Here is an 18,024-nt window from a genome sequence, read left to right as displayed (position 1 = left end):
CGCTATTGGAACAACCTCCAGTAAGCCAGAACGATGACGGTGAGCACGATGACAACCATGATCGCCGTGACAACAACCTGGACCACACTGCTGGGCGGCGTGGGTTCCGGCGCGGGACGTGGACGCGGCGCGAACGGCGCAGGCGCGTTGGAAGGCTCGACCTTCGGCCGGGCAGTCCGCAGCGCGGACGCAGGTCCGACCACAGTCGGTGCTGTGCGATAGACATTCGTCTTTCCCTGGTGTGCAAGGGCATTCGCGGCCGCCTCGGCGAATTCACCACAGCTGGCATAACGTTCGCCGGGCTGCTTCGCCATGGCACGGATGATCACGTTGTCCAATGCCGTCGGGACGTCCCCGCGCAGCTCGCTGAGTCTGGGGGCAGGCTGGCTGAGATGTGCCGCGACCACCTGTCCCGGATTGTCGGCCTGGAACGGCGATCTGCCCGCGAGAATGGTGAAAAGTGTGCAGGCCAGCGAGTATTGATCGGTTCGCGCATCGACCGGTTGTCCGCACAACTGCTCCGGGGACGCGTACCCGAGAGTGGCGGCGAAAGTGCCTGTGGCAGTGGGTGTACTGGTCGCGTCCAGCAATCGGGCGATACCGAAGTCCGTGAGGATGGCGCGTTCCGCGCGGCCGGGCTCCGGCGCGGATAACAGTATGTTCGCGGGTTTGATATCGCGATGCAGGATATTGCGGCTGTGCGCGTAGTCCAGTGCCGCACCGGTGTCGGCGGTGATCCGCAGCGCGCGTTCGACTGTGGCGGAACGGGATTCGATGCGGGAGGCGTCAGTGCCCTCGATGTACTGCATGGCGATCCATAGATGACCGTCGTGCGTCCCGCGATCGTAGATTCCGACGATTCCCGGATGCTCGAGGCGGGCGACGATATCGGATTCCAGCTCGAATCTGCGCCGCAGATCGGCATGTGCGGAGATATCGGCATTGAGCAGTTTGAGTGCGACCCGCCGGGGCAACCGCGGATGGCGCGCCAGATAAACGGTACCCATACCCCCGCGCCCCAGCACGCTCTCGATGGAATATCCGGCGAACGATTCATGCGCTGTCGATCGAGTCAAGCCCTCCCCCTTACGATCCAGCCATTGAGCGCTGGAAATGCTACTCGATCATTGAGTGGCCGTCCGGTTCGCTCGGCGAGGCGTCCAGGGCTGCAGTGAGTTTGGCGAGGAAGCGTTCGAGGTGGGGGTCGGTGGCGGGTGGTGCTGGAGCTTCGAGTGGAAACCAGCGGTGGTCGGTGAATTCGGTTGGGTCCAGGGTGTAGTCGTGGTGGCGGCTGCCTCGAATGACGTACCAGAGTGAGACGTCCTCATGGCCGCCGCCGATTCCGACCGTTGTGGTGATCGTCAGGAACAGTGGTGATTCGCCCACCACGGTGAACTCCGGCTCGATCGCGATCTCCTCGCGGGTTTCCCGGCGGGCCGTGGCCAGGGGATGCTCGCCCGGATCCACATGCCCGCCGGTGGGGAGCCACAGGCCGGCTTTGCGATGCATGCCCAGCAGGACCGCGCGCTCGTCGGGATCGATCAGCGCCACGTAGCTGACGAGATGCCGTGGCGGTGTGGCCGGTTTGACCCTCCGGAAAATGTCATCGGTCTTCGCCAGCCAGCTCAGTGTCTCCTCGACATGTTGCCGCTCGAGGGCATCCCATGGGGTCAGGTCTCGCACGATCTCGGCGACGGTGGCCGTGGCGGCTTCCATGCCGGGGAACCCTAATCCCTACCGTGCACTCGGGAGGGATTGCGGCAGGCCGAATTTGGGGAGGACGGTGTTTTCGAAGGCGGTCATGGCGTCGATTCGGTCGCCGGCGAGGGTGAGGACGAAGAGGCCGCTTGCGTGGATGCCGGTGGGGGTGTGCTGGTAGACCCCGAATGCCGGCTGACCGTTGGCTCGCGTCGGCAACAGTTCGAATCTCGGTACCGAGCCGAAAATGAATGCGCAGAAGCGGGCCACGCTGTCTCGGCCCTGGTATTCCAGCGGAATCGGTGGCATCGACATGAAGACGTCGTCGGTCAGCAGAGCCACCAACGCGTCGATATCGGCAGATTCGTAGGCGCTGACGAACTTCGCCACGATCGCGTCCTCGGCAGGTGAGTCGCCGGCCGGCGGCTGCTCTCGGGCCGTAGTCACCGGCAGTCGGCGCTGCATTCCCGCACGCGCGCGTTTGAGGGCGCTTTTGACCGATTCGACTGTCGTGTCCAGCATTTCGGCTACTTCGTTGGCGTGGAATCCGAGGACATCGCGCAGGATGAGGACGGCGAGCTGGCGCGGCGGCAAGATCTGCAGGGCGGTCACAAAGGCCAGGGATATGGATTCGGTTTGCTCGTAGCGCGCCTCCGGACCGAGCGGCACACTGACCGCACCGTCCAGCAGGGCGTCGGGATAGGGCTCGAGCCAATGGATTTCGCCGAGTCGAGTGGGTTCCGGTGGTTCGCTTCCCGGGATGTCCCACTGCTTGGCAGGACGTCGGCGCGCGGAGCGCAGCGCGTCGAGGCACCGGTTGGTGGCGATGCGGTAGAGCCAGGTGCGAAGTGAGGCGCGCCCGTCGAATCGTTCGAGACCTCGCCAGGCGGCGAGCATCGTGTCCTGGAGAGCGTCCTCGGCATCCTGAAACGATCCGAGCATCCGGTAGCAGTGCACCTGCAGCTCGCGACGGTGTGGCTCGGTGAGCGCTCGGAATGCCTCGCCGTCGCCGGCCTGCGCCCTCGACATCAGGTCCGCTCTCGCCAACTCCACGACCGCCACCTCATTCCTTGTGTGCAGTTCCATGCTGTATGGACGACGGCCGAGGCGCGAACGGGGCGGTCGCGCAGCGCCTCCTTTTCCGATGCCGCGGCGTCTAGACCAGTGCTAGCCGACAACATTGTCAGAGGAGCACGGAAATGGGAAAGATCGTCATCAGCACAAATGTCACCCTCGATGGAGTGGTCCAAGACCCGGACGGTCAGGAAGGCTTCGAGCTGGGCGGCTGGTTCCACCAGTTCGTGGGGGCCAGGGACCTCGAAGACTGGACCGCCAACGAGACGGAGGAAGTACTCGGTGCCGAGGCGCTGCTGCTGGGCAGGCGGAGCTTCGAGTGGTTCGCGTCCCGGACGCCGGCAATGGACGTCCGGGTAGGCCGCGAGTGGGCGGACAGAATGAACAGCCTCCCCAAGTACGTCGTGTCGTCGACTCTCGAAAATCCGCAGTGGAGCAACACCACGATCCTCAATGGCGATGCGGCAAAGGAGATTTCGGAGCTGAAGCGGAGCGTGGACGGGGAAATCCTGGTCTACGGCAGCTATCAGCTCGTGCGCACAATGATGGAACAGAACCTGGCCGATGAACTGCGGCTGGTTGTTTTCCCGGTCGTGCTGGGAACCGGCCTGCGTATCTTCGACGAGACCAGCGACAAGAAGCCGCTGCACCTGGTCAACACCCGAAAGATCGGTGACGGCCTGGTGTCCTACGCCTACGAATTCGTGCAAGTCTGACGGCTGTAGCCCCGCCGCTCGCTGTGCTGCCATATCCGGGACCTTGGTCTCCGTCACCGACTACCCACTGGGAGAGTGTGGATATGAAGGTGCTGGTAACGGGTGCGGCAGGTTATCTCGGGCGAGCTGTCGTGCAGGCTTTGCGGGCAGCGGGGCATGAGCCGATCGCGATGGTGCGCGATGTAGGGAGCGGCGAGATTCCCGGAGCCGCGCAGATTCGGGTTGCCGAGCTGTCGGACCCGGTCGCCCTGCGCGATGCGGTGTCGGGTGTCGGGGCGGTGTGTCATCTCGCGGGGCTGGGGCGGGCGCGGGAGTCGGTTGATGATCCGCTGCCGTTCTTTCGGGTGAATACGGGTGGAACCGTGGCATTGCTGGAGGCCATGGCGCGCGAGGGGGTGCCACGGATCGTATTCGCCTCCACCGGTGCGATTTACGGATCGCCCCAGCGGCAGCCGATGGATGAGGGAACGCCCGATGCACCGCCGCATTCGTACGCGAGTAGCAAGCTCGCGGCGGAGTTCGCGGTCGAGGCGCAGGCGCGGGCGGGGGCGATCGGTGCCGTGGTGGTGCGGTTGATGAATGTCGCCGGGGGAGCGGATCCGGAGACGACACGGTTGATTCCGCGGGTGCTGGCGGCATCGGCGGGGGAGTCGGTGTTGCATATCAATGGGGACGGGACCGCTGTACGGGACTACCTGCATGTCAGGGATGCGGCGGCGGCGTTCGTCGCGGGTGTGGAACAGTGTCCGGCGCCCGGCGTGAGTGTCCGCTACATCATCGGAAGTGGTTGCGGGACAAGTATTCTCGATGTGGTCGCGGCGGTGGAGCGGGTCACAGGGCGTCCGGTGCGGCGAGTGCACGGGCCGGCGGCTCCGGAGCCTGCCCGGTTGATCGGCGATCCGGGCAAGGCGCTGGTCGAACTCGGTTGGGCACCTGCACATTCCGGTCTCAACGAAATCGTGTCGGATACCTGGCGGGCCGTCTCCGCGGACTGATCAGCGCGGGATTGCCAAGCCGTCCAGGATGATTCGCAGATTGCGAGTCCACTGATCGGGTGCGGCGTACAAGCCGATGGTTTGTGCATAGGTGGCGCCGCCGGCGAGCACGAAATCCGCGTCCTCCCAGGGGATGTCGTCACGTATCGCGCCGTCTCGCCGGACCAGCCCCGAGACCGGCGAGACACTGAAAGTCTCGAGCCCGGATCAACTGTTGCTGACCGCGACCGTGGACAGCGGTGCGGTGCTGTCGGTCCACATTCAGGACACCCCGCATGCGGACGGCCGCACTCGAATCGAAATCGCCGGCACCGAAGGCGATTTGGTGATCGTCTCTGAGCGGAACGAACCCGGTGTCATTCAGATGAACGAATTGCGCCTGCGCGGCTCGCGTGGTCCCGGTCGCGTGCTCGCGGACCTCGTGGTCGCGGATCCGGGTCACTTCTCCGACCTGACCCCCGAGGCCCGCAATGTAGCGCGGTTCTACGCCCGACTGGCCGAGGATTTTCGCAACGGCACCTGCACCGTCCCGGACTTCGAGACCGGCCTGCGTATGCACCGACTGCTCGATGCGATCCGGCACTCCGCCGAAACAGGTCGGCGGGTGCGAACGGACGCACCCGCCGACCGGTAGGAGCTACTTGGACGGGAACCCGTCGGTCGGCAGCCACTCCACGATCCGGGTGTTGTCGACCAGCTTTTCCACCTGGAACGGGTCGGCGGCCAGCAGTTTACGCACCTCGTCCGCGTCCGCGGTCTCGAAGATGAGCAGTGCGCCGGACCCGTCCGGGTACGGCCCGCGTGCCAGCAGCGTGCCTGCGGCGGCGAGGCCGCCCAGGTACTCCCGGTGTACGGGGCGGATCGCGTCGCGGCCGGGGACGGTGGCGTCGGAGTAGGTGTAGTGGACGGCGAAGATCGGCACGGTTATCGCTTTCTAACGGTTCGAATGATTCAGAGCGTCAACAGCATTCGGGTATTGCCGAGGGTATTGGGCTTCACATAGCTCAGGTCGAGGAATTCGGCGACACCGGTGTCGTAGGAGCGGCACATCTCGGCGTACACCTCGGCGGTGACGGGCGTGCCCTCGATCTCCACGAAGCCGTGCCGGGCGAAGAAGTCGACCTCGAAGGTCAGTACGAACACCCGGCCCAGCGAGAGTTCGCGTGCCACGGTGATGAGCTGCTGCACCAGCTTGTGCCCGGCCCCGGTGCCTTTGATGTCCGGGTGCACGGCGACCGTGCGAATCTCCCCGAGGTCCGCCCACAGCACGTGCAGTGCCCCGCAGCCGACGAGTTCCCCGTCCAGTTCGGCGACCCAGAATTCCTGAATCGACTCGTACAGCGTGACGAGGTTCTTTTCCAGCAGAATCTTGCCCGCGTAGTAGTCGATGAGGCGTTTTATGCGGGGCACATCAGTGGTTCGGGCGCGGCGAATGATCGGCGAAGTCGCCGTCACGCCGTCTACCGAACCGCTGTGGGGTGCCCGTGTTGTCATGGGGTGCACAGTAGTCGGCCTCGGTACCGATAGGCTTGGGGTGTGTCGTACATCCAGCCTCCCCTCATGCCGGAATGGTCCGGGAACCATGGCCGGTGTCGCGGCCGGTGGGGGCGCTGGTGACGGTGCAGCGTGATGAGTTGGAAGGTCGCTGGGCCGATGCCGGTCCCCCGCGATCCGGATTCGCTCCCGCGACTCCGGGCGTGGTCGAACCGGCGGCGGTGCCGCTGATGAATATCGCGAATGTGCTGACGGTGCTGCGAATCGCGATCGTTCCGCTGTTTCTGGCCGCGCTGTTCGCCGGCGACGGCCATGACCCGCGGTGGCGCTGGGGTGCCGCGGCACTGTTCGGTATCGCCGCCATCACCGATCGCATCGACGGTCAGTTGGCGCGGAAATACGGCCTGGTCACCGACTTCGGCAAGCTCGCGGATCCGATCGCGGACAAGGCGCTCATCGGTGCCGCGCTGATCGGGCTGTCCATGCTGGGCGATCTGCCGTGGTGGATGACGATCGTGATCGTGGCCCGCGAACTCGGTGTGACACTGCTGCGTCTGGCGGTGGTCCGCCGCGGTGTGATCCCGGCCGGACGGGGCGGCAAGCTCAAGACGCTGGTGCAATCCGTGGCGATTGCTGTGCTGTTGCTTCCGCTTTCCGGTGGATTCGCCAGTGCCGGAATGGCTTTGATGTATGTCGCCGTCGTGCTCACGGTGGTGACCGGTTTGGATTATGTGGTGCAGGCGGGCCGGCTCTGGTTCGGTTCGCCCGGCGGCGGCCGTGCCGCCTGATCTCGACTCGGCCACACCCGTTTTCGAGACATCTCTGCCCGCTTCGACCGATCCACTCACCGCCCTCGTACCCGCCGGTGAACTCGTCGAAGCCCTGAAGGCCGCAGGTCAAACCGTCGCGACCGCCGAATCCCTGACCGCCGGCCTGCTCGCCGCCACCATCGCGGGAATTCCCGGTGCCAGCGCCGTGTTACGGGGTGGACTGATCGTCTACGCCACCGACCTCAAACACGATTTGGCCGGTGTGAGCGCGGACACCCTCGCCACCGACGGCCCGGTCGCCGCGAGCACCGCGGAACAGCTGGCAGTGGGCGCGCGAACCACCTGCGGAGCGGACTGGGGTATCGGGCTCACCGGTGTCGCCGGACCCGATCCACAGGACGGCCGCGAGGTCGGAACGGTGTTCCTCGGCATCGCCGGTGCCGAGGGCACGGAGGTTGTCCGGTTGAAACTGTCGGGTGACCGGTGGACGATCAGAGTGGGCTCGGTCCGTGCCGCGGTCGCCGAACTCGTCCGGAGTATTCGAGGCGGGTGAAGTGGCCGGGAACGCGCGGCCGACGCCGGACGTTGTCCAGTCGAACGCTGGGTCCGGCGAGACGAGTGTGAGGAGAACGGGATGACGCTGCTGCGGGAAGCGATCGGGGAGAGTCTGCGGCGCGCTCGCGTCGCCCAGAGCCGGACGCTGCGTGAGGTCTCGACCTCCGCGCGCGTGAGCCTGGGGTACCTATCCGAGGTGGAGCGGGGGCGCAAGGAGGCATCCAGCGAGCTGCTGGCCGCCATCTGCCAAGCCCTGGATGTGCCGCTGGCGCAGGTGCTCGTCGATGTCAGCGCGGCCATGGCCGATGCCGATCGGGCCGCCGCGAAAAAGGCTGTGGCCACAGCGAATCCCGCACTGGCGAGTGCCGGTGCCGGGGTTCGGCCACGGGGTGGGGACGGCGATGTGCCGCGTGCCGGGGACGCGGGTTTCGGGCCGCGCATCGTCATTCCCGCCCCCAAATCGGATCGCTTGGTTTTGGTCGCCGCCAAGTGATCGCTGTGCGGAGCACCATGTGATTACAGTGCGCAGCAGCCGAAAGGGATAAATTCTCTGTAGGCTTCGTGCCGGAGGCGCCGTGCAAGGTGCGGATTCCGGTCCGCTGCCGCGCAGTGGAGGATAGGGACAACCGGGTGCGTGACGGTCGCGCACTATGTCGCGCGAAGGCGCGCGGCACGTCAGATGGAGGCGGGATCAATCGATGGCTAATCCGTTCGTGAAGGCCTGGAAGTACATGATGGCCCTCTTCGATTCCAAGATCGAGGAGCATGCGGATCCGAAGGTCCAGATCCAGCAGGCCATCGAGGAGGCCCAGCGGCAGCACCAGGCGCTGTCGCAGCAGGCGGCGTCGGTGATCGGCAACCAGCGTCAGCTGGAGATGAAGCTGAACCGTTCGCTCGACGAGGTCGAGAAGCTCAATGCCAATGCGCGCCAGGCGGTCATGCTGGCAGATCAGGCCGCCGGTGCGGGTGACACCGAGAAGGCGATCCAATACACCAATGCCGCTGAGGCTTTCGCCGCGCAGCTGGTCACCGCCGAGCAGGCGGTTGAGGACCTGAAGGTGCTGCACGACCAGTCGCTGCAGGCCGCCGCGCAGGCCAAGAAGGCCGTCGAGCAGAACGCCATGCTGTTGCAGCAGAAGGTCGCCGAGCGCACCAAGCTGCTGTCCCAGCTGGAGCAGGCCAAGATGCAGGAGCAGGTTTCGGCCTCGCTGCAGCAGATGGACTCCACCCTCTCGGCGCCCGGCACCACCCCCAGCCTGGATGCGGTGCGCGAGAAGATCGAACGCCGTTACGCCAATGCCCTCGGCGCCGCCGAGCTGGCCGGGAACACGGTGCAGGGTCGCATGATGGAGGTCCAGCAGGCCAGCATCCAGATGGCCGGCCACAGCCGCCTCGAGCAGATCCGCGCCTCCATGCGCGGCGACGCCCTCCCCGCCGGCGGCAACAACCAGGCCGTCCCCAACCCCGCGGCCGCCCCGCAGATCAACACCAACAAGGGCCAGGCCGCCCAGCAGTAGGCGTTCGGCAGCTGTAGCGAAAGGCATTACACGATGGGGAGATCGCGGGCAGACAACCCCGCGACCTCCCCTGCCCGTTTCCTGCGCCGCTCCCGCCCCGAACCCACCGCCCCGATCCCCGGCTTCCCCTCACCTTTCGGCCCCGCCGGTACAGGCGCAGCGCCGCAGAGTACCCAGCCGACCCCTGATCCGGTCGCGCCCAATAACTTTCAGGGCTCGCCAGTCGGCTACAACACCAAGCCGCCGCACCAGCCCGAAACCACATCGCCAACGCCGATGTCCGGACGAGCACCCGCACCGGGGATGAGCGACCACGTGACGCAGTGGGACCGCCCCGGAAACGGTGCGGCCAGAGGCGATTACGCGGCCACCGATGGCTTTGCGACTACCCGGGTTCAGGAGCCGCCGCGGGTGACCGAGAGTTCGGCTGGGCGGGGGAAGCGGGGGAAGGCTGCTCGGGTGGCTCGGGAGATGTTGGCGCCCACCGGGGTTGGGCCGGAGGAGTTGGCGCAGCGACTGCCCGACACCCTGCGGGGTGTGGGGGAGCAGGCGTTGGTTGCCGTGCGGAAGTGGGCTGATCCTCGGGAGCGGGAGTTGCGTAAGCGGCGGCGGGCTCGGCGGCGGAGTCTGCGATTGGGGACCGCGGGTGGGTTGACCACCGCGGGAACTGTTGGGCTGGTGCTGATTTCGGCACCAGCTTGGGCGGTCATAGTCGTGGGTGGGGGTGCGGTGGCATTGGTCACCGGGACCGCGGTCACCGCGAAGAAGTATTTGCAGTTGCGGAAGGAACCGCTGCCGTCGGCGGCGTTCACGCCTCGGAAGTTGCCGCCCTTGCGGTCGGCCGCGCGGGCATCGGTTGCGCGTTTGGTCAGGGCCGAGCGTGCGCTGCATGGGCTGGGAGCGCAGATCGCACGGTCGGGGCGACTACCGGTGGAGGATTTTAGCGATACGTTGGAGACGGCTTCATCGGGTGCTGCCGCGCTGCACGCGCTGGCCGCCGATGTGGTCGCGATGGAGCAGGCCGCGGGCGTGCTCGGATCGCAGAATTCGCCACTGACAGAGCATGTTCGGGCCGTCTCGGTGCGCCTGGATGGTGGTGTGGTCGAATTCGAGGGCATGGTGGCTGCCGCCGCTCGCGTGCTGGCCGTGCCGGAGAGCGCCGCCGTCGCCGATGATCTCGGCTGGGCCATGGTGAATCTGCGTGATGCCGCCGATCGCCTGGACGGCTGGGCGCAGGCGCTCACCGAGTTGGCCGACGAACGGTTCCGCGCCAACCCCTGATCAGGCGTGTGGCGGCGGCCGTCTAGCGTTGGGCGCATGGACACCATGCGAGCGGTGACGATCTCCGATTTCGGTGCGCGGCCCGAGTTGGTCGAACTGCCGGTTCCCACTCCCGGGGCGGATGAGATTCTGGTTCGGATCGAGGCGGCCGCGGTCAATCCCTTCGACTGGAAAGTCATCGACGGTGCGCTGAAAGAGTTTGTGCCACACCAGTTTCCGCTGGTTCTCGGCAATGATGCCGCCGGAGTGGTCGAGCAGGTCGGCGCGGATGTGGTCCGGTTCCGGCCGGGCGATCGGGTGTGCGGGCAGTTCATGAGTGTGCGGCACGGGCGCGGCGGCTTCGCCGAGTACGCGGTGATCTCGGAGCAGAGCTATGTGGTCGTCATTCCGGCGGGCCTATCGTTCGATGTGGCCGCCGCGCTGCCGACCGCCGGAATGTCGGCCTACAACGCCATCGATGCCGCCTGCGGAGCATCCGACCAGACGATTCTGATCAATGGTGCGACAGGCGGCGTCGGCCAATTCGCGGTCCAGTTCGCCGCTCATCGCGGCCTGCGGGTAATCGCCACGGCCGGTCCCGATATGGCCGACTACCTCGGCGAACTCGGCGCGACCGAGATTGTCGACCGCGCGCAGGGCGATACCGTCGATCAGGTTCGCGCCGCCCACCCCGAGGGCCTGAATGCCGTCCTGGATCTGGTGAGCCGCCCCGCCGATGCCCTGCGCGTCGCCGAATTGCTCGATACCGGCGGTACTCTCGTCAGCACCGTCGGCGGCCTCGACCAGGACGCCCTCGCGAAAATGGGCGTGCTCGGCGTGAACTTCCAGAACAAGTCGAGCACCGAACTCCTCACCACCATCGTCGCCATGGCCGCCGCCGGTACGCTGAAGGTGCGTATCGACGCGGCGGTCCCATTGTCCGAGGTCGCCGCGGGCGCAGCGGCTCTGCGGACCGCGCACGCGCGCGGCAAGACGGTGATCCTGCCCGGATAGCACCCTCGGGGACAACCCTGAACTTTCCCCGATTTCGGCGCTGACCTGGTGATTTTCTGAGCTGGAACCCTCAGAATCGAAGTAACGGATCGCGCTGATCGCGGTTCGGGAACTACGGGAGGCACGGAATGCTTTGGAAGATCATCGGCATCGTCGCGGTTGTCTGGATCGCGCTCGCCATTATCGGCGCGCTGATCAAAGGGCTGTTCCCGATCCTCATGATCAGCTTGGTGGTTTTCGGCCTGTACCTGGTGTACAAGGCGGTATCGGGTTCGAACAAGTCCCCGATGAGCAAGCTGTAGCGGTATCGGAAGCTCGCACGTGGGCCATTCGGAGAGCATCCGAGTGGCCCACAGTCGTATTCGGGCAGGGGCATTGTGTCGCAGGGGAATCCATCGGCGCGGCGGTACGTTCCATGCGCTATGGCTGCTACTGCGATCGTCGCCACCAATTACGGTGGTCCCGAAGTACTCGCTCCGCTCGAGGTGGAGCTGCCCGCACCTGGTCCAGGCGAGGTGACCGTCGAGGTCCGCGCCGCCGGGGTCAATCCGATCGACTACAAGCTCTACAGCGGTGCGTTCGGCAAAGATCCGGCGGCGCTGCCGATCCGGCTGGGGCTGGAATCGGCGGGGGTCGTGACGGCGGTCGGTGCCGATGCGGTAGGACCGGTCGGTCCGGTTCGGGTCGGTGATGAGGTGATCGTGCGTACCCGCGAGGGCTACGCGACCGCGCTCACGGTGCCCGCCACCGCGGTCATTCCCAAGCCCGCCGAGGTGAGCTGGGAGGTCGCCGCCGGATTGCTCGCCGTCGGCGGCACCGCGGTGCATCTCGTCGCCGCGACCGGTGTCGGACCCGGCGATACCGTACTGGTGCACAGCGCGGCCGGAAGTGTGGGCGCGCTGGTGGCGCAGCTCGCGGTGGCGCGGGGTGCGCGGGTGATCGGCACGGCCGCGCCCGCCCGGCATGAGCGGCTGCGTGGTTACGGCGTCGACCCGGTCGAGTACGGTCCCGGATTGATCGACCGCGTAAAGGCTTTGGCCCCGCAGGGTGTGGACGTGGCGATCGACACCATCGGATCCGATGAGGCCGTGGATGTTTCGCTGGAGCTGGTCGCGGACAAGCGGCGCATCGCCACGATCGCCGCCTTCGCGCGCGGCTTCCAGGAGGGCTTTCAGGTGCTCGGTGGCGGTCCCGGCGCTGATCCCGGTACCGAGATTCGCGATGCCGCGTGGCGGGAGTTGCTGCCGCTGGTGGCCGCCGGAAAGCTGGACCTGGTGATCGCCGCGACCTATCCGCTCACCGAGGCCAGGGCCGCGCATGAGTTCGTGATCGCGGGCCATGCGGGTGGAAAGGTTGTCCTGCTGCCCTGATTTCGGCGAATTGTCCCTTCGGGGTGACCCGCTTGGCATATGTTGTTGCCCACAACATATGCCCGCGCGGCCGCAATCCGGTGGCCGCCGCCGGAAAGGGTCACCCTGATGAGGACGAAAAACGCGCTGCCGCGTCAGCATTCCCGCCGCATGCGGTCCGGGACCATCGCTGTCGCCGTGGCACTCTCGGGTCTGCTCACGTTCACCGCGTGCGGATCCAACTCCACCAGCACCACCGAATCGTCCTCCGCACCCTCGGGTGGCGGCGGCAATGGCACCGTCGGGGTCATTCTCCCCGAGACCGCCACCTCGGCGCGCTGGGAATCCTTCGACAAACCCATGCTCCAACAAGCCTTGCGCGCACAGGGATTCGACGCCGATGTGCAGAACGCGCAGGGCGATGTGCAGAAGTTCACCACCCTCGCCGACGGTATGATCGCCAAGGGCGTCAAGGTGCTCATCGTCGCCTCCATCAATAGCGAGGTCGGCAGCGCGGTCGCCGCCAAGGCGAAGAAGGCCGGTATTCCGACCATCGACTACGACCGGCTCAATCTCGGCGGATCCTCGGACTACTACGTCTCTTTCGACAATGTGCGAGTCGGTGAACTCCAGGGCCAGGCGCTGATCACCGCGCTCAAGGACAAGCCCGCCGCGCAGGTCGTCGAGATCGAGGGCGCGCCCACCGACAACAATGCCACCCTGTTCCATCAGGGACAGCTCAAAGCCCTTCAGCCGCTTTATGATTCGGGCGTCTTGAAGCTGGTGCGCAGTCAGGCCATCGACGGCTGGGATAATCAGAAGGGCGGCAGCACCTTCGAGCAGATCCTCACCGGCAACGGTGGCAAGGTCGACGGTGTGGTCGCCGCCAACGACGGGCTCGCGGGCGCGGTCATCACCGTGCTGAAGAAGAACGGGCTCAATGGCAAAGTGCCGGTGACCGGCCAGGACGCCACCGCCGACGGCCTCAAAGCGGTGCTGCGCGGCGACCAGTACATGACGGTCTTCAAGCCGATCAAGGACGAGGCCGAATCCGCCGCGAAACTCGCTGCGGCACTTGCCAAGGGAGATACCGCCGCAGCGGATGCGCTGGCGCAGGGCGTAAGTCAGGATCCCAAGGGTAAGCGTGACGTGAAATCCGTACTGCTGACACCGCAGACGATCACCCGCGCGGACGTGAAGCAGGTGACCGACGCCGGATTCGTCAAGGCATCCGATATCTGCGGCGGCGAGCTCAAGGCCGCCTGCACCGAACTCGGTATCTCCTGACGGTGCCGTAGAGAGCCAGAGAGAACTGCGATGAGTGAGCCGCTACTCCAAATCACCGGCCTGAACAAGAGTTTCGGACCGGTGCACGTACTGCACGATGTGGATTTGACCGTGCCCGCCGGCGAGGTTACCGCGCTGGTCGGCGATAACGGTGCCGGCAAGACCACATTGGTGAAATGCGTTGCCGGAATTCATCCTTCGGACTCCGGAGAGGTGAAGTTCCGGGGTGAGACCGTGCACCTGCGCGGTCCCAAGGATGCGGCGGCGCTCGGGATCGAGGTCGTCTACCAGGATCTCGCCCTGGCCGACAATCTCGACATCGTGGCCAATATGTTCCTCGGTCGCGAACGCGGCAAACCCTGGCTGCTGGACGAGGCGAGTATGGAGGAGGCGGCCCGCTCGACGCTCGCCTCACTGGGGGTGCGAACGGTGAAATCCGTTCGCACACCGGTCGCTTCGCTCTCGGGCGGGCAACGCCAGACCGTTGCCATTGCCAAGGCCGTGCTGTGGAACAGCAATCTGGTACTGCTGGACGAACCCACCGCGGCACTCGGCGTGGCACAGACCCGGCAGGTACTCGATCTGGTGCGCCGCCTGGCCGAACAGGGTCTGGGCGTCGTACTGATCAGCCATAACCTGGCCGACGTCTTCGAGGTCGCCGACCGCATCGCCGTGCTCTACCTCGGCCGCATGGCCGCCCAGGTGCGCACCGCCGATGTCACGCACAGTCAGGTGGTGGAGTTGATCACCGCCGGTCGCTCGGGTGACCTCGGCCTGGCCCGACCGGAAGCAGCGGTGCTGTGAGCGAGAAAGTCACTGATATGAACCAGGTTTCGGAGCAGTCCGATACCGCGATCACCGACTTCGGGATCGACACCACCACACGATCAACCCGAGAAGCGGTGGGGGAGTACCTCGCCCGATTGAGGGGAGGCGAGATCGGCTCCCTCCCAGCGTTATTGGGGCTGGTCGCGCTGGTGGTGTTGTTCTCGGTGATGTCGGATGTGTTCTTCTCGCTGAACAATATCGCCAATCTGCTCGCGCAGGGCGCGGGGCAGACCATCATCGCCATCGGCATCGTCTATGTGCTGTTGATCGGGGAGATCGACCTGTCGGCGGGTACGGCGTCCGGAGTGGCGGGCGCCGTGCTGGCCATGCACTACGTGCACGACGGGAATCTGTTGACGGGTATGGGGTCGACGGTGTTCTTCCTGTTCAACGGTCTGCTGGTGCTGGCGGCGATATTGGCTGGGCTGCTTCGGATCTGGCCGGGCGTGGCCATGTCGCTGCTGGGTGTGCTGATCACCGTGATCGGGTTCAAAGCGAATCCTTGGGTGGAGATACTGCTCGCGGTGTGTGTGGGCGCGGCCATCGGATGCATTACCGGATTCCTGATCGCCAAGATCGGTATGCCGTCGTTCGTGGTGACGCTCGCGCTGTTCCTGGCCTGGCAGGGCGTGATTCTGCAGCTCATCGGTGAGGGCGGTGTGCTCGGCATCAGCTCATCGCATGTGCTCGATCAAGTGGCGAACGGGAATCTGTCCACGGTGGGCAGTTGGGTGCTGTTCGTGGTGGCGGCCGGCGGGTACGCGGCGGTCACGCTGGGCGGGCATGTGATGCGCCGTCGACGGGGACTGGTGACCCAGCCGACCCCACTGGTGGTGGCGAAAGTGTTGGCGCTCACCGTATTCGCGGCGGTGGTGACCGCATGTCTCACCGTCAACCGGTCCCCGAGCAACCTGATCGTCATCTCCGGTATTCCGTATGTGGTGCCGATTGTGCTGGCACTGCTGGTGGCGGGAACCTTCGTACTCAATCGCACCCGATACGGCCGTCACATCTACGCCGTGGGTGGTAATGCCGAGGCGGCCCGCCGTGCGGGCATCAACGTAACCCAGTTGCGCGCAAGCGTTTTCGTGATCTGCTCGTCGTGTGCGGCGGTCGGCGCGATCGTGTACTCCTCCAAGGTCGGTTCGGTCGATCCGCAGGCGGGTGGCCTCAATACCCTGCTGTTCGCGGTCGGCGCGGCCGTCATCGGCGGTACCTCCCTCTTCGGTGGCAAGGGCCGAGTGGCCGATGCGGTCATCGGCGGTGCGGTGCTGGCCGTCGTCTCCAATGGTCTGGGCCTGCTGCAGCAACCGGCGGCCGTGGTCTCCATCGTCACCGGCCTCGTGCTGCTGCTCGCGGCGACCGTCGACGCGCTGTCCCGGCGCCGAGCGGTGGCACAGCGATGAGCCCGACACCCGCCCATGCGTGCAATGCCTCCGCGCACAGCCGGATCACCTGCGGCGCGGGCCGGAAGACGCGCGGCGGAGCGGCGAACACGCATAGCGCAGGAAGGTCCCCGGGCGCGGCAATGGTATTGCTAAGTCCATGACCGTCGCCCGCCCGGACGAGGTGCGCCGCTTCAACCGGTCCAGCCTCCTACGGCTGCTGCATACCGGAGGCCCCACCACCCGGGCGGCACTCGCCACCGCGTTGGGACTCAATCGATCCACAATAAAGATGCTGGTCGACGGCTTGGCCGAGGCCGGACTGGTGGAGGAGCGAGTCCCGCGCCTGGCCGGTGGTGCCGGGCGGCCGTCGCTGCTCGTGCTGCCGCAACCGCAGGCCGCGGTGGTGCTGGCGGTGGATGTGCGTGCCGAGCACGCCGGAATCGCGCTGGTCGGCTTCGGCGGGCAGGTGCTCGGGCGCAACAGCTGGAATCTGCATGGGCGGCAACGGGAACCGGAAGAGGTGATCACCCACGTCGCCGAATCCGCGGCCCTGCTCGCCGATGATCTCGGGCTGCGACCCTTGTCCGCGGGGGTTTCGGTGCCGGGCGTGGTGCGCCGCGCCGACGGGCTGGTGCGCGCCTCGGAGAACCTGCACTGGACCGAAGTGGCGCTCGGTCAGCGGCTGGGCGCGGTGCTGGAACTACCGGTCGTGGTCGGCAATGATGCCGAATTCGGTGCGCTCGCAGAGCATGTGCGCGGTGCGGGCAAAGGCGCGAGCGACGCGGTCTTCGTCTCCGCCGATGTCGGGGTCGGCGGCGGCCTCATCGCACAGGGCGCACTACTGCGCGGCTCGGCGGGCTACCTCGGCGAAATCGGCCATATGACAGTGCGACCCGGCGGCCGCCCCTGCCACTGCGGCAATGAGGGCTGCTGGGAAACCGAGGTCGGCGAGGCCGCCCTCTGCCGCGCCCTCGGTCTGCCCGAACACGGCCCGCGCGGCGCGATCGTCGCCGAACTCCGTGCCCTGCAAGACGATTGCGACACCCGCCTCGCCGAATACCTGAACTGGCTCATCCTCGGCCTGGTCAATGTGGTCAATATCCTCGGCCCCGAACTGGTGGTCCTCGGCGACCTCTTCACCGCCCTGCCCGACGCGACGGTCGCCGAGGTCGGCGAACAGGTCCGCCGCCGCAGCATGGTCAGCCGTGCCCTCGGCGGCGTCCGCGTCGAAAAGTCCCGCCTGGGAGCCGATCTGAAACTCCTGGGAGCAGCTGAGGCCGCCTTCGCCGGAGTCCTGGCCGCGCTGTAGATCCGTGGTGTTGAATTCAGGCATGGAGCAGCTTCCCGAGGACTGGCAGCGCGGTCTGGTGATCGTCGCGCACCCCGATGACATCGAGTACGGTGCGGCCGCCGCCGTGGCGCGATGGACGAGGCAGGGCAAGGACATTCGCTATGTCCTGGTCAGCAGTGGTGAGGCCGGGATTGCGGGACTGCCGCCCGCAGAAGCCGGTCCACTCCGCGAGGATGAGGAGCGGGCCGGCGCCAAGATCGTCGGCGTCAGCCAGGTCGAGTTCCTCGGATATCCGGACGGGCAGATCCAGGAGAGCCTCGCCCTGCGCCGCGACCTGGCCGGCGCGATTCGCCGCCATCAACCGGAGTTGGTGGTGCTCTTCAACTTCGGCGATGTCTGGGCGCGCGGCTACGCCAACAGCGCCGATCACCGCGCCGTCGGCCGCGCCGGTCTCGACGCTGTCTCCGACGCAGGCAACGAATGGATCCACACCGAACTGAACCTGCCCCCGCACTCTCCACGCTGGGCCGCCGTCTACGGCGTAGCCGACGGCAGCCACGGCCTGGACGTCACCGACACCATCGAAATCGCCGTCGAATCCCTCTCCGCCCACCACCGCTACCTCGCCGCATTGAGCGATCAACCGGTAGCCGACCAAGCCCGAGCCGTAATCGACATGACCGCAGGCCCCAAAGCAGGCTTCCCCGCCCCCCGAGCCCTCTCCTTCGAGCTCTACCACTTCGGCTAGCCCCAACTTCGATGTAATGGCGCTGGTAAACGCCGAGTAG

21 protein-coding genes are annotated in these 18,024 nt (G+C 66.3%); 16 read left to right on the top strand and 5 right to left on the bottom strand.

Features of this window, described 5'->3' with window-relative positions:
- Positions 1-2: 2 nt before the first annotated feature.
- The 3 genes from GFY24_RS20520 to GFY24_RS20510 are packed head-to-tail and all read right to left on the bottom strand — an operon-like array spanning position 3 to position 2,745.
- A complete protein-coding gene (locus GFY24_RS20520; protein ID WP_153806665.1) occupies positions 3-1,076 on the bottom strand; it encodes a serine/threonine-protein kinase in 1,074 nt (357 codons plus the stop codon).
- Positions 1,077-1,116: 40 nt separating this feature from the next.
- Positions 1,117-1,716: an NUDIX hydrolase gene (locus GFY24_RS20515; protein WP_153806664.1), complete on the bottom strand. Its 600-nt coding sequence runs from the start codon at positions 1,714-1,716 to the stop codon at positions 1,117-1,119.
- Positions 1,717-1,734: 18 nt separating this feature from the next.
- Positions 1,735-2,745, bottom strand: coding sequence for a sigma-70 family RNA polymerase sigma factor (locus GFY24_RS20510; RefSeq protein WP_153806739.1), 1,011 nt, complete (start codon positions 2,743-2,745; stop codon positions 1,735-1,737).
- 152 nt (positions 2,746-2,897) lie between these two features.
- On the opposite strand from GFY24_RS20510, the gene GFY24_RS20505 reads away from it, so the two are divergent.
- The 3 genes from GFY24_RS20505 (at position 2,898) to GFY24_RS20495 (ending at position 5,117) form a co-directional block, all read left to right on the top strand.
- Positions 2,898-3,488, top strand: a complete 591-nt coding sequence (locus GFY24_RS20505) for a dihydrofolate reductase family protein (protein ID WP_153806663.1) — start codon at positions 2,898-2,900, stop codon at positions 3,486-3,488.
- Positions 3,489-3,571: 83 nt separating this feature from the next.
- Positions 3,572-4,483, top strand: a complete 912-nt coding sequence (locus tag GFY24_RS20500; protein WP_153806662.1) for an NAD-dependent epimerase/dehydratase family protein — start codon at positions 3,572-3,574, stop codon at positions 4,481-4,483.
- A 133-nt stretch (positions 4,484-4,616) separates the two neighbouring features.
- Complete coding sequence (locus tag GFY24_RS20495; protein WP_153806661.1) at positions 4,617-5,117, top strand: Gfo/Idh/MocA family oxidoreductase; 501 nt, start codon at positions 4,617-4,619, stop codon at positions 5,115-5,117.
- Between the two features lie 3 nt (positions 5,118-5,120).
- Here the strand turns inward: GFY24_RS20495 and GFY24_RS20490 are convergent, their stop codons facing one another.
- Positions 5,121-5,405: a YciI family protein gene (locus GFY24_RS20490; protein WP_309231093.1), complete on the bottom strand. Its 285-nt coding sequence runs from the start codon at positions 5,403-5,405 to the stop codon at positions 5,121-5,123.
- A 29-nt stretch (positions 5,406-5,434) separates the two neighbouring features.
- Positions 5,435-5,977, bottom strand: coding sequence for an amino-acid N-acetyltransferase (locus GFY24_RS20485; RefSeq protein WP_153806660.1), 543 nt, complete (start codon positions 5,975-5,977; stop codon positions 5,435-5,437).
- A gap of 119 nt (positions 5,978-6,096) precedes the next feature.
- Between GFY24_RS20485 and pgsA the strand changes: the two genes are divergently transcribed.
- The 13 genes from pgsA to GFY24_RS20425 all read left to right on the top strand — a co-directional run bounded on the left by pgsA (position 6,097) and on the right by GFY24_RS20425 (position 17,984).
- The gene (gene pgsA / locus GFY24_RS20480; RefSeq protein WP_375336072.1) at positions 6,097-6,765 is read left to right on the top strand and encodes a CDP-diacylglycerol--glycerol-3-phosphate 3-phosphatidyltransferase; all 669 of its coding nucleotides are present in this window, start codon (positions 6,097-6,099) and stop codon (positions 6,763-6,765) included.
- Positions 6,755-7,300, top strand: coding sequence for a CinA family protein (locus GFY24_RS20475; RefSeq protein WP_375336068.1), 546 nt, complete (start codon positions 6,755-6,757; stop codon positions 7,298-7,300). The genes pgsA and GFY24_RS20475 overlap by 11 nt, the downstream gene beginning before the upstream one ends.
- An 81-nt stretch (positions 7,301-7,381) precedes the next feature.
- On the top strand, positions 7,382-7,795 hold the full coding sequence (locus GFY24_RS20470) for a helix-turn-helix domain-containing protein (protein ID WP_153806657.1): 414 nt from the start codon (positions 7,382-7,384) through the stop codon (positions 7,793-7,795).
- Positions 7,796-8,000: 205 nt separating this feature from the next.
- Entirely contained in the window at positions 8,001-8,819 is an 819-nt protein-coding gene (locus GFY24_RS20465) for a PspA/IM30 family protein (RefSeq protein ID WP_153806656.1), read from the top strand.
- 459 nt (positions 8,820-9,278) lie between these two features.
- Positions 9,279-10,100, top strand: a complete 822-nt coding sequence (locus tag GFY24_RS20460) for a hypothetical protein (protein WP_309231092.1) — start codon at positions 9,279-9,281, stop codon at positions 10,098-10,100.
- A 36-nt stretch (positions 10,101-10,136) separates the two neighbouring features.
- Entirely contained in the window at positions 10,137-11,093 is a 957-nt protein-coding gene (locus tag GFY24_RS20455; RefSeq protein ID WP_228566474.1) for an NADP-dependent oxidoreductase, read from the top strand.
- Positions 11,094-11,221: 128 nt separating this feature from the next.
- Positions 11,222-11,395, top strand: coding sequence for a hypothetical protein (locus GFY24_RS41145; RefSeq protein ID WP_169812638.1), 174 nt, complete (start codon positions 11,222-11,224; stop codon positions 11,393-11,395).
- A gap of 120 nt (positions 11,396-11,515) precedes the next feature.
- Positions 11,516-12,463 carry an NADP-dependent oxidoreductase gene (locus tag GFY24_RS20450; RefSeq protein ID WP_153806655.1) on the top strand — a complete coding sequence of 316 codons (948 nt, stop codon included), beginning with the start codon at positions 11,516-11,518 and terminating at the stop codon, positions 12,461-12,463.
- Between the two features lie 108 nt (positions 12,464-12,571).
- The gene (locus tag GFY24_RS20445) at positions 12,572-13,729 is read left to right on the top strand and encodes a sugar ABC transporter substrate-binding protein (RefSeq protein WP_228566473.1); all 1,158 of its coding nucleotides are present in this window, start codon (positions 12,572-12,574) and stop codon (positions 13,727-13,729) included.
- A gap of 30 nt (positions 13,730-13,759) precedes the next feature.
- On the top strand, positions 13,760-14,533 hold the full coding sequence (locus GFY24_RS20440) for an ATP-binding cassette domain-containing protein (RefSeq protein WP_153806654.1): 774 nt from the start codon (positions 13,760-13,762) through the stop codon (positions 14,531-14,533).
- 17 nt (positions 14,534-14,550) lie between these two features.
- Positions 14,551-15,963, top strand: a complete 1,413-nt coding sequence (locus GFY24_RS20435; RefSeq protein WP_153806653.1) for a sugar ABC transporter permease — start codon at positions 14,551-14,553, stop codon at positions 15,961-15,963.
- 139 nt (positions 15,964-16,102) lie between these two features.
- Entirely contained in the window at positions 16,103-17,254 is a 1,152-nt protein-coding gene (locus GFY24_RS20430) for an ROK family transcriptional regulator (protein WP_153806652.1), read from the top strand.
- Positions 17,255-17,276: 22 nt separating this feature from the next.
- The gene (locus tag GFY24_RS20425) at positions 17,277-17,984 is read left to right on the top strand and encodes a PIG-L deacetylase family protein (RefSeq protein WP_153806651.1); all 708 of its coding nucleotides are present in this window, start codon (positions 17,277-17,279) and stop codon (positions 17,982-17,984) included.
- Positions 17,985-18,024 lie beyond the last annotated feature (40 nt).

It is taken from the genome of Nocardia sp. SYP-A9097 (genome assembly GCF_009649815.1).
GTDB lineage: Bacteria > Actinomycetota > Actinomycetes > Mycobacteriales > Mycobacteriaceae > Nocardia.
This window is presented reverse-complemented; position numbering and strand designations above follow the sequence as displayed.

What these genes read in the sequence shown, in the direction of transcription:
- GFY24_RS20500 (WP_153806662.1), top strand. Translation starts at nt 3,572, where the DNA reads ATGAAGGTGCTGGTAACGGGTGCGGCAGGTTATCTCGGGCGAGCTGTC.
- GFY24_RS20505 (WP_153806663.1), top strand. Translation starts at nt 2,898, where the DNA reads ATGGGAAAGATCGTCATCAGCACAAATGTCACCCTCGATGGAGTGGTC.
- GFY24_RS20445 (WP_228566473.1), top strand. Translation starts at nt 12,572, where the DNA reads ATGAGGACGAAAAACGCGCTGCCGCGTCAGCATTCCCGCCGCATGCGG.
- GFY24_RS20450 (WP_153806655.1), top strand. Translation starts at nt 11,516, where the DNA reads ATGGCTGCTACTGCGATCGTCGCCACCAATTACGGTGGTCCCGAAGTA.
- GFY24_RS20440 (WP_153806654.1), top strand. Translation starts at nt 13,760, where the DNA reads ATGAGTGAGCCGCTACTCCAAATCACCGGCCTGAACAAGAGTTTCGGA.
- GFY24_RS20430 (WP_153806652.1), top strand. Translation starts at nt 16,103, where the DNA reads ATGACCGTCGCCCGCCCGGACGAGGTGCGCCGCTTCAACCGGTCCAGC.
- GFY24_RS41145 (WP_169812638.1), top strand. Translation starts at nt 11,222, where the DNA reads ATGCTTTGGAAGATCATCGGCATCGTCGCGGTTGTCTGGATCGCGCTC.
- GFY24_RS20495 (WP_153806661.1), top strand. Translation starts at nt 4,617, where the DNA reads ATGTCGTCACGTATCGCGCCGTCTCGCCGGACCAGCCCCGAGACCGGC.
- GFY24_RS20425 (WP_153806651.1), top strand. Translation starts at nt 17,277, where the DNA reads ATGGAGCAGCTTCCCGAGGACTGGCAGCGCGGTCTGGTGATCGTCGCG.
- GFY24_RS20455 (WP_228566474.1), top strand. Translation starts at nt 10,137, where the DNA reads ATGGACACCATGCGAGCGGTGACGATCTCCGATTTCGGTGCGCGGCCC.
- GFY24_RS20470 (WP_153806657.1), top strand. Translation starts at nt 7,382, where the DNA reads ATGACGCTGCTGCGGGAAGCGATCGGGGAGAGTCTGCGGCGCGCTCGC.
- GFY24_RS20515 (WP_153806664.1), bottom strand. Translation starts at nt 1,716, where the DNA reads ATGGAAGCCGCCACGGCCACCGTCGCCGAGATCGTGCGAGACCTGACC.
- GFY24_RS20435 (WP_153806653.1), top strand. Translation starts at nt 14,551, where the DNA reads ATGAACCAGGTTTCGGAGCAGTCCGATACCGCGATCACCGACTTCGGG.
- GFY24_RS20485 (WP_153806660.1), bottom strand. Translation starts at nt 5,977, where the DNA reads ATGACAACACGGGCACCCCACAGCGGTTCGGTAGACGGCGTGACGGCG.
- GFY24_RS20465 (WP_153806656.1), top strand. Translation starts at nt 8,001, where the DNA reads ATGGCTAATCCGTTCGTGAAGGCCTGGAAGTACATGATGGCCCTCTTC.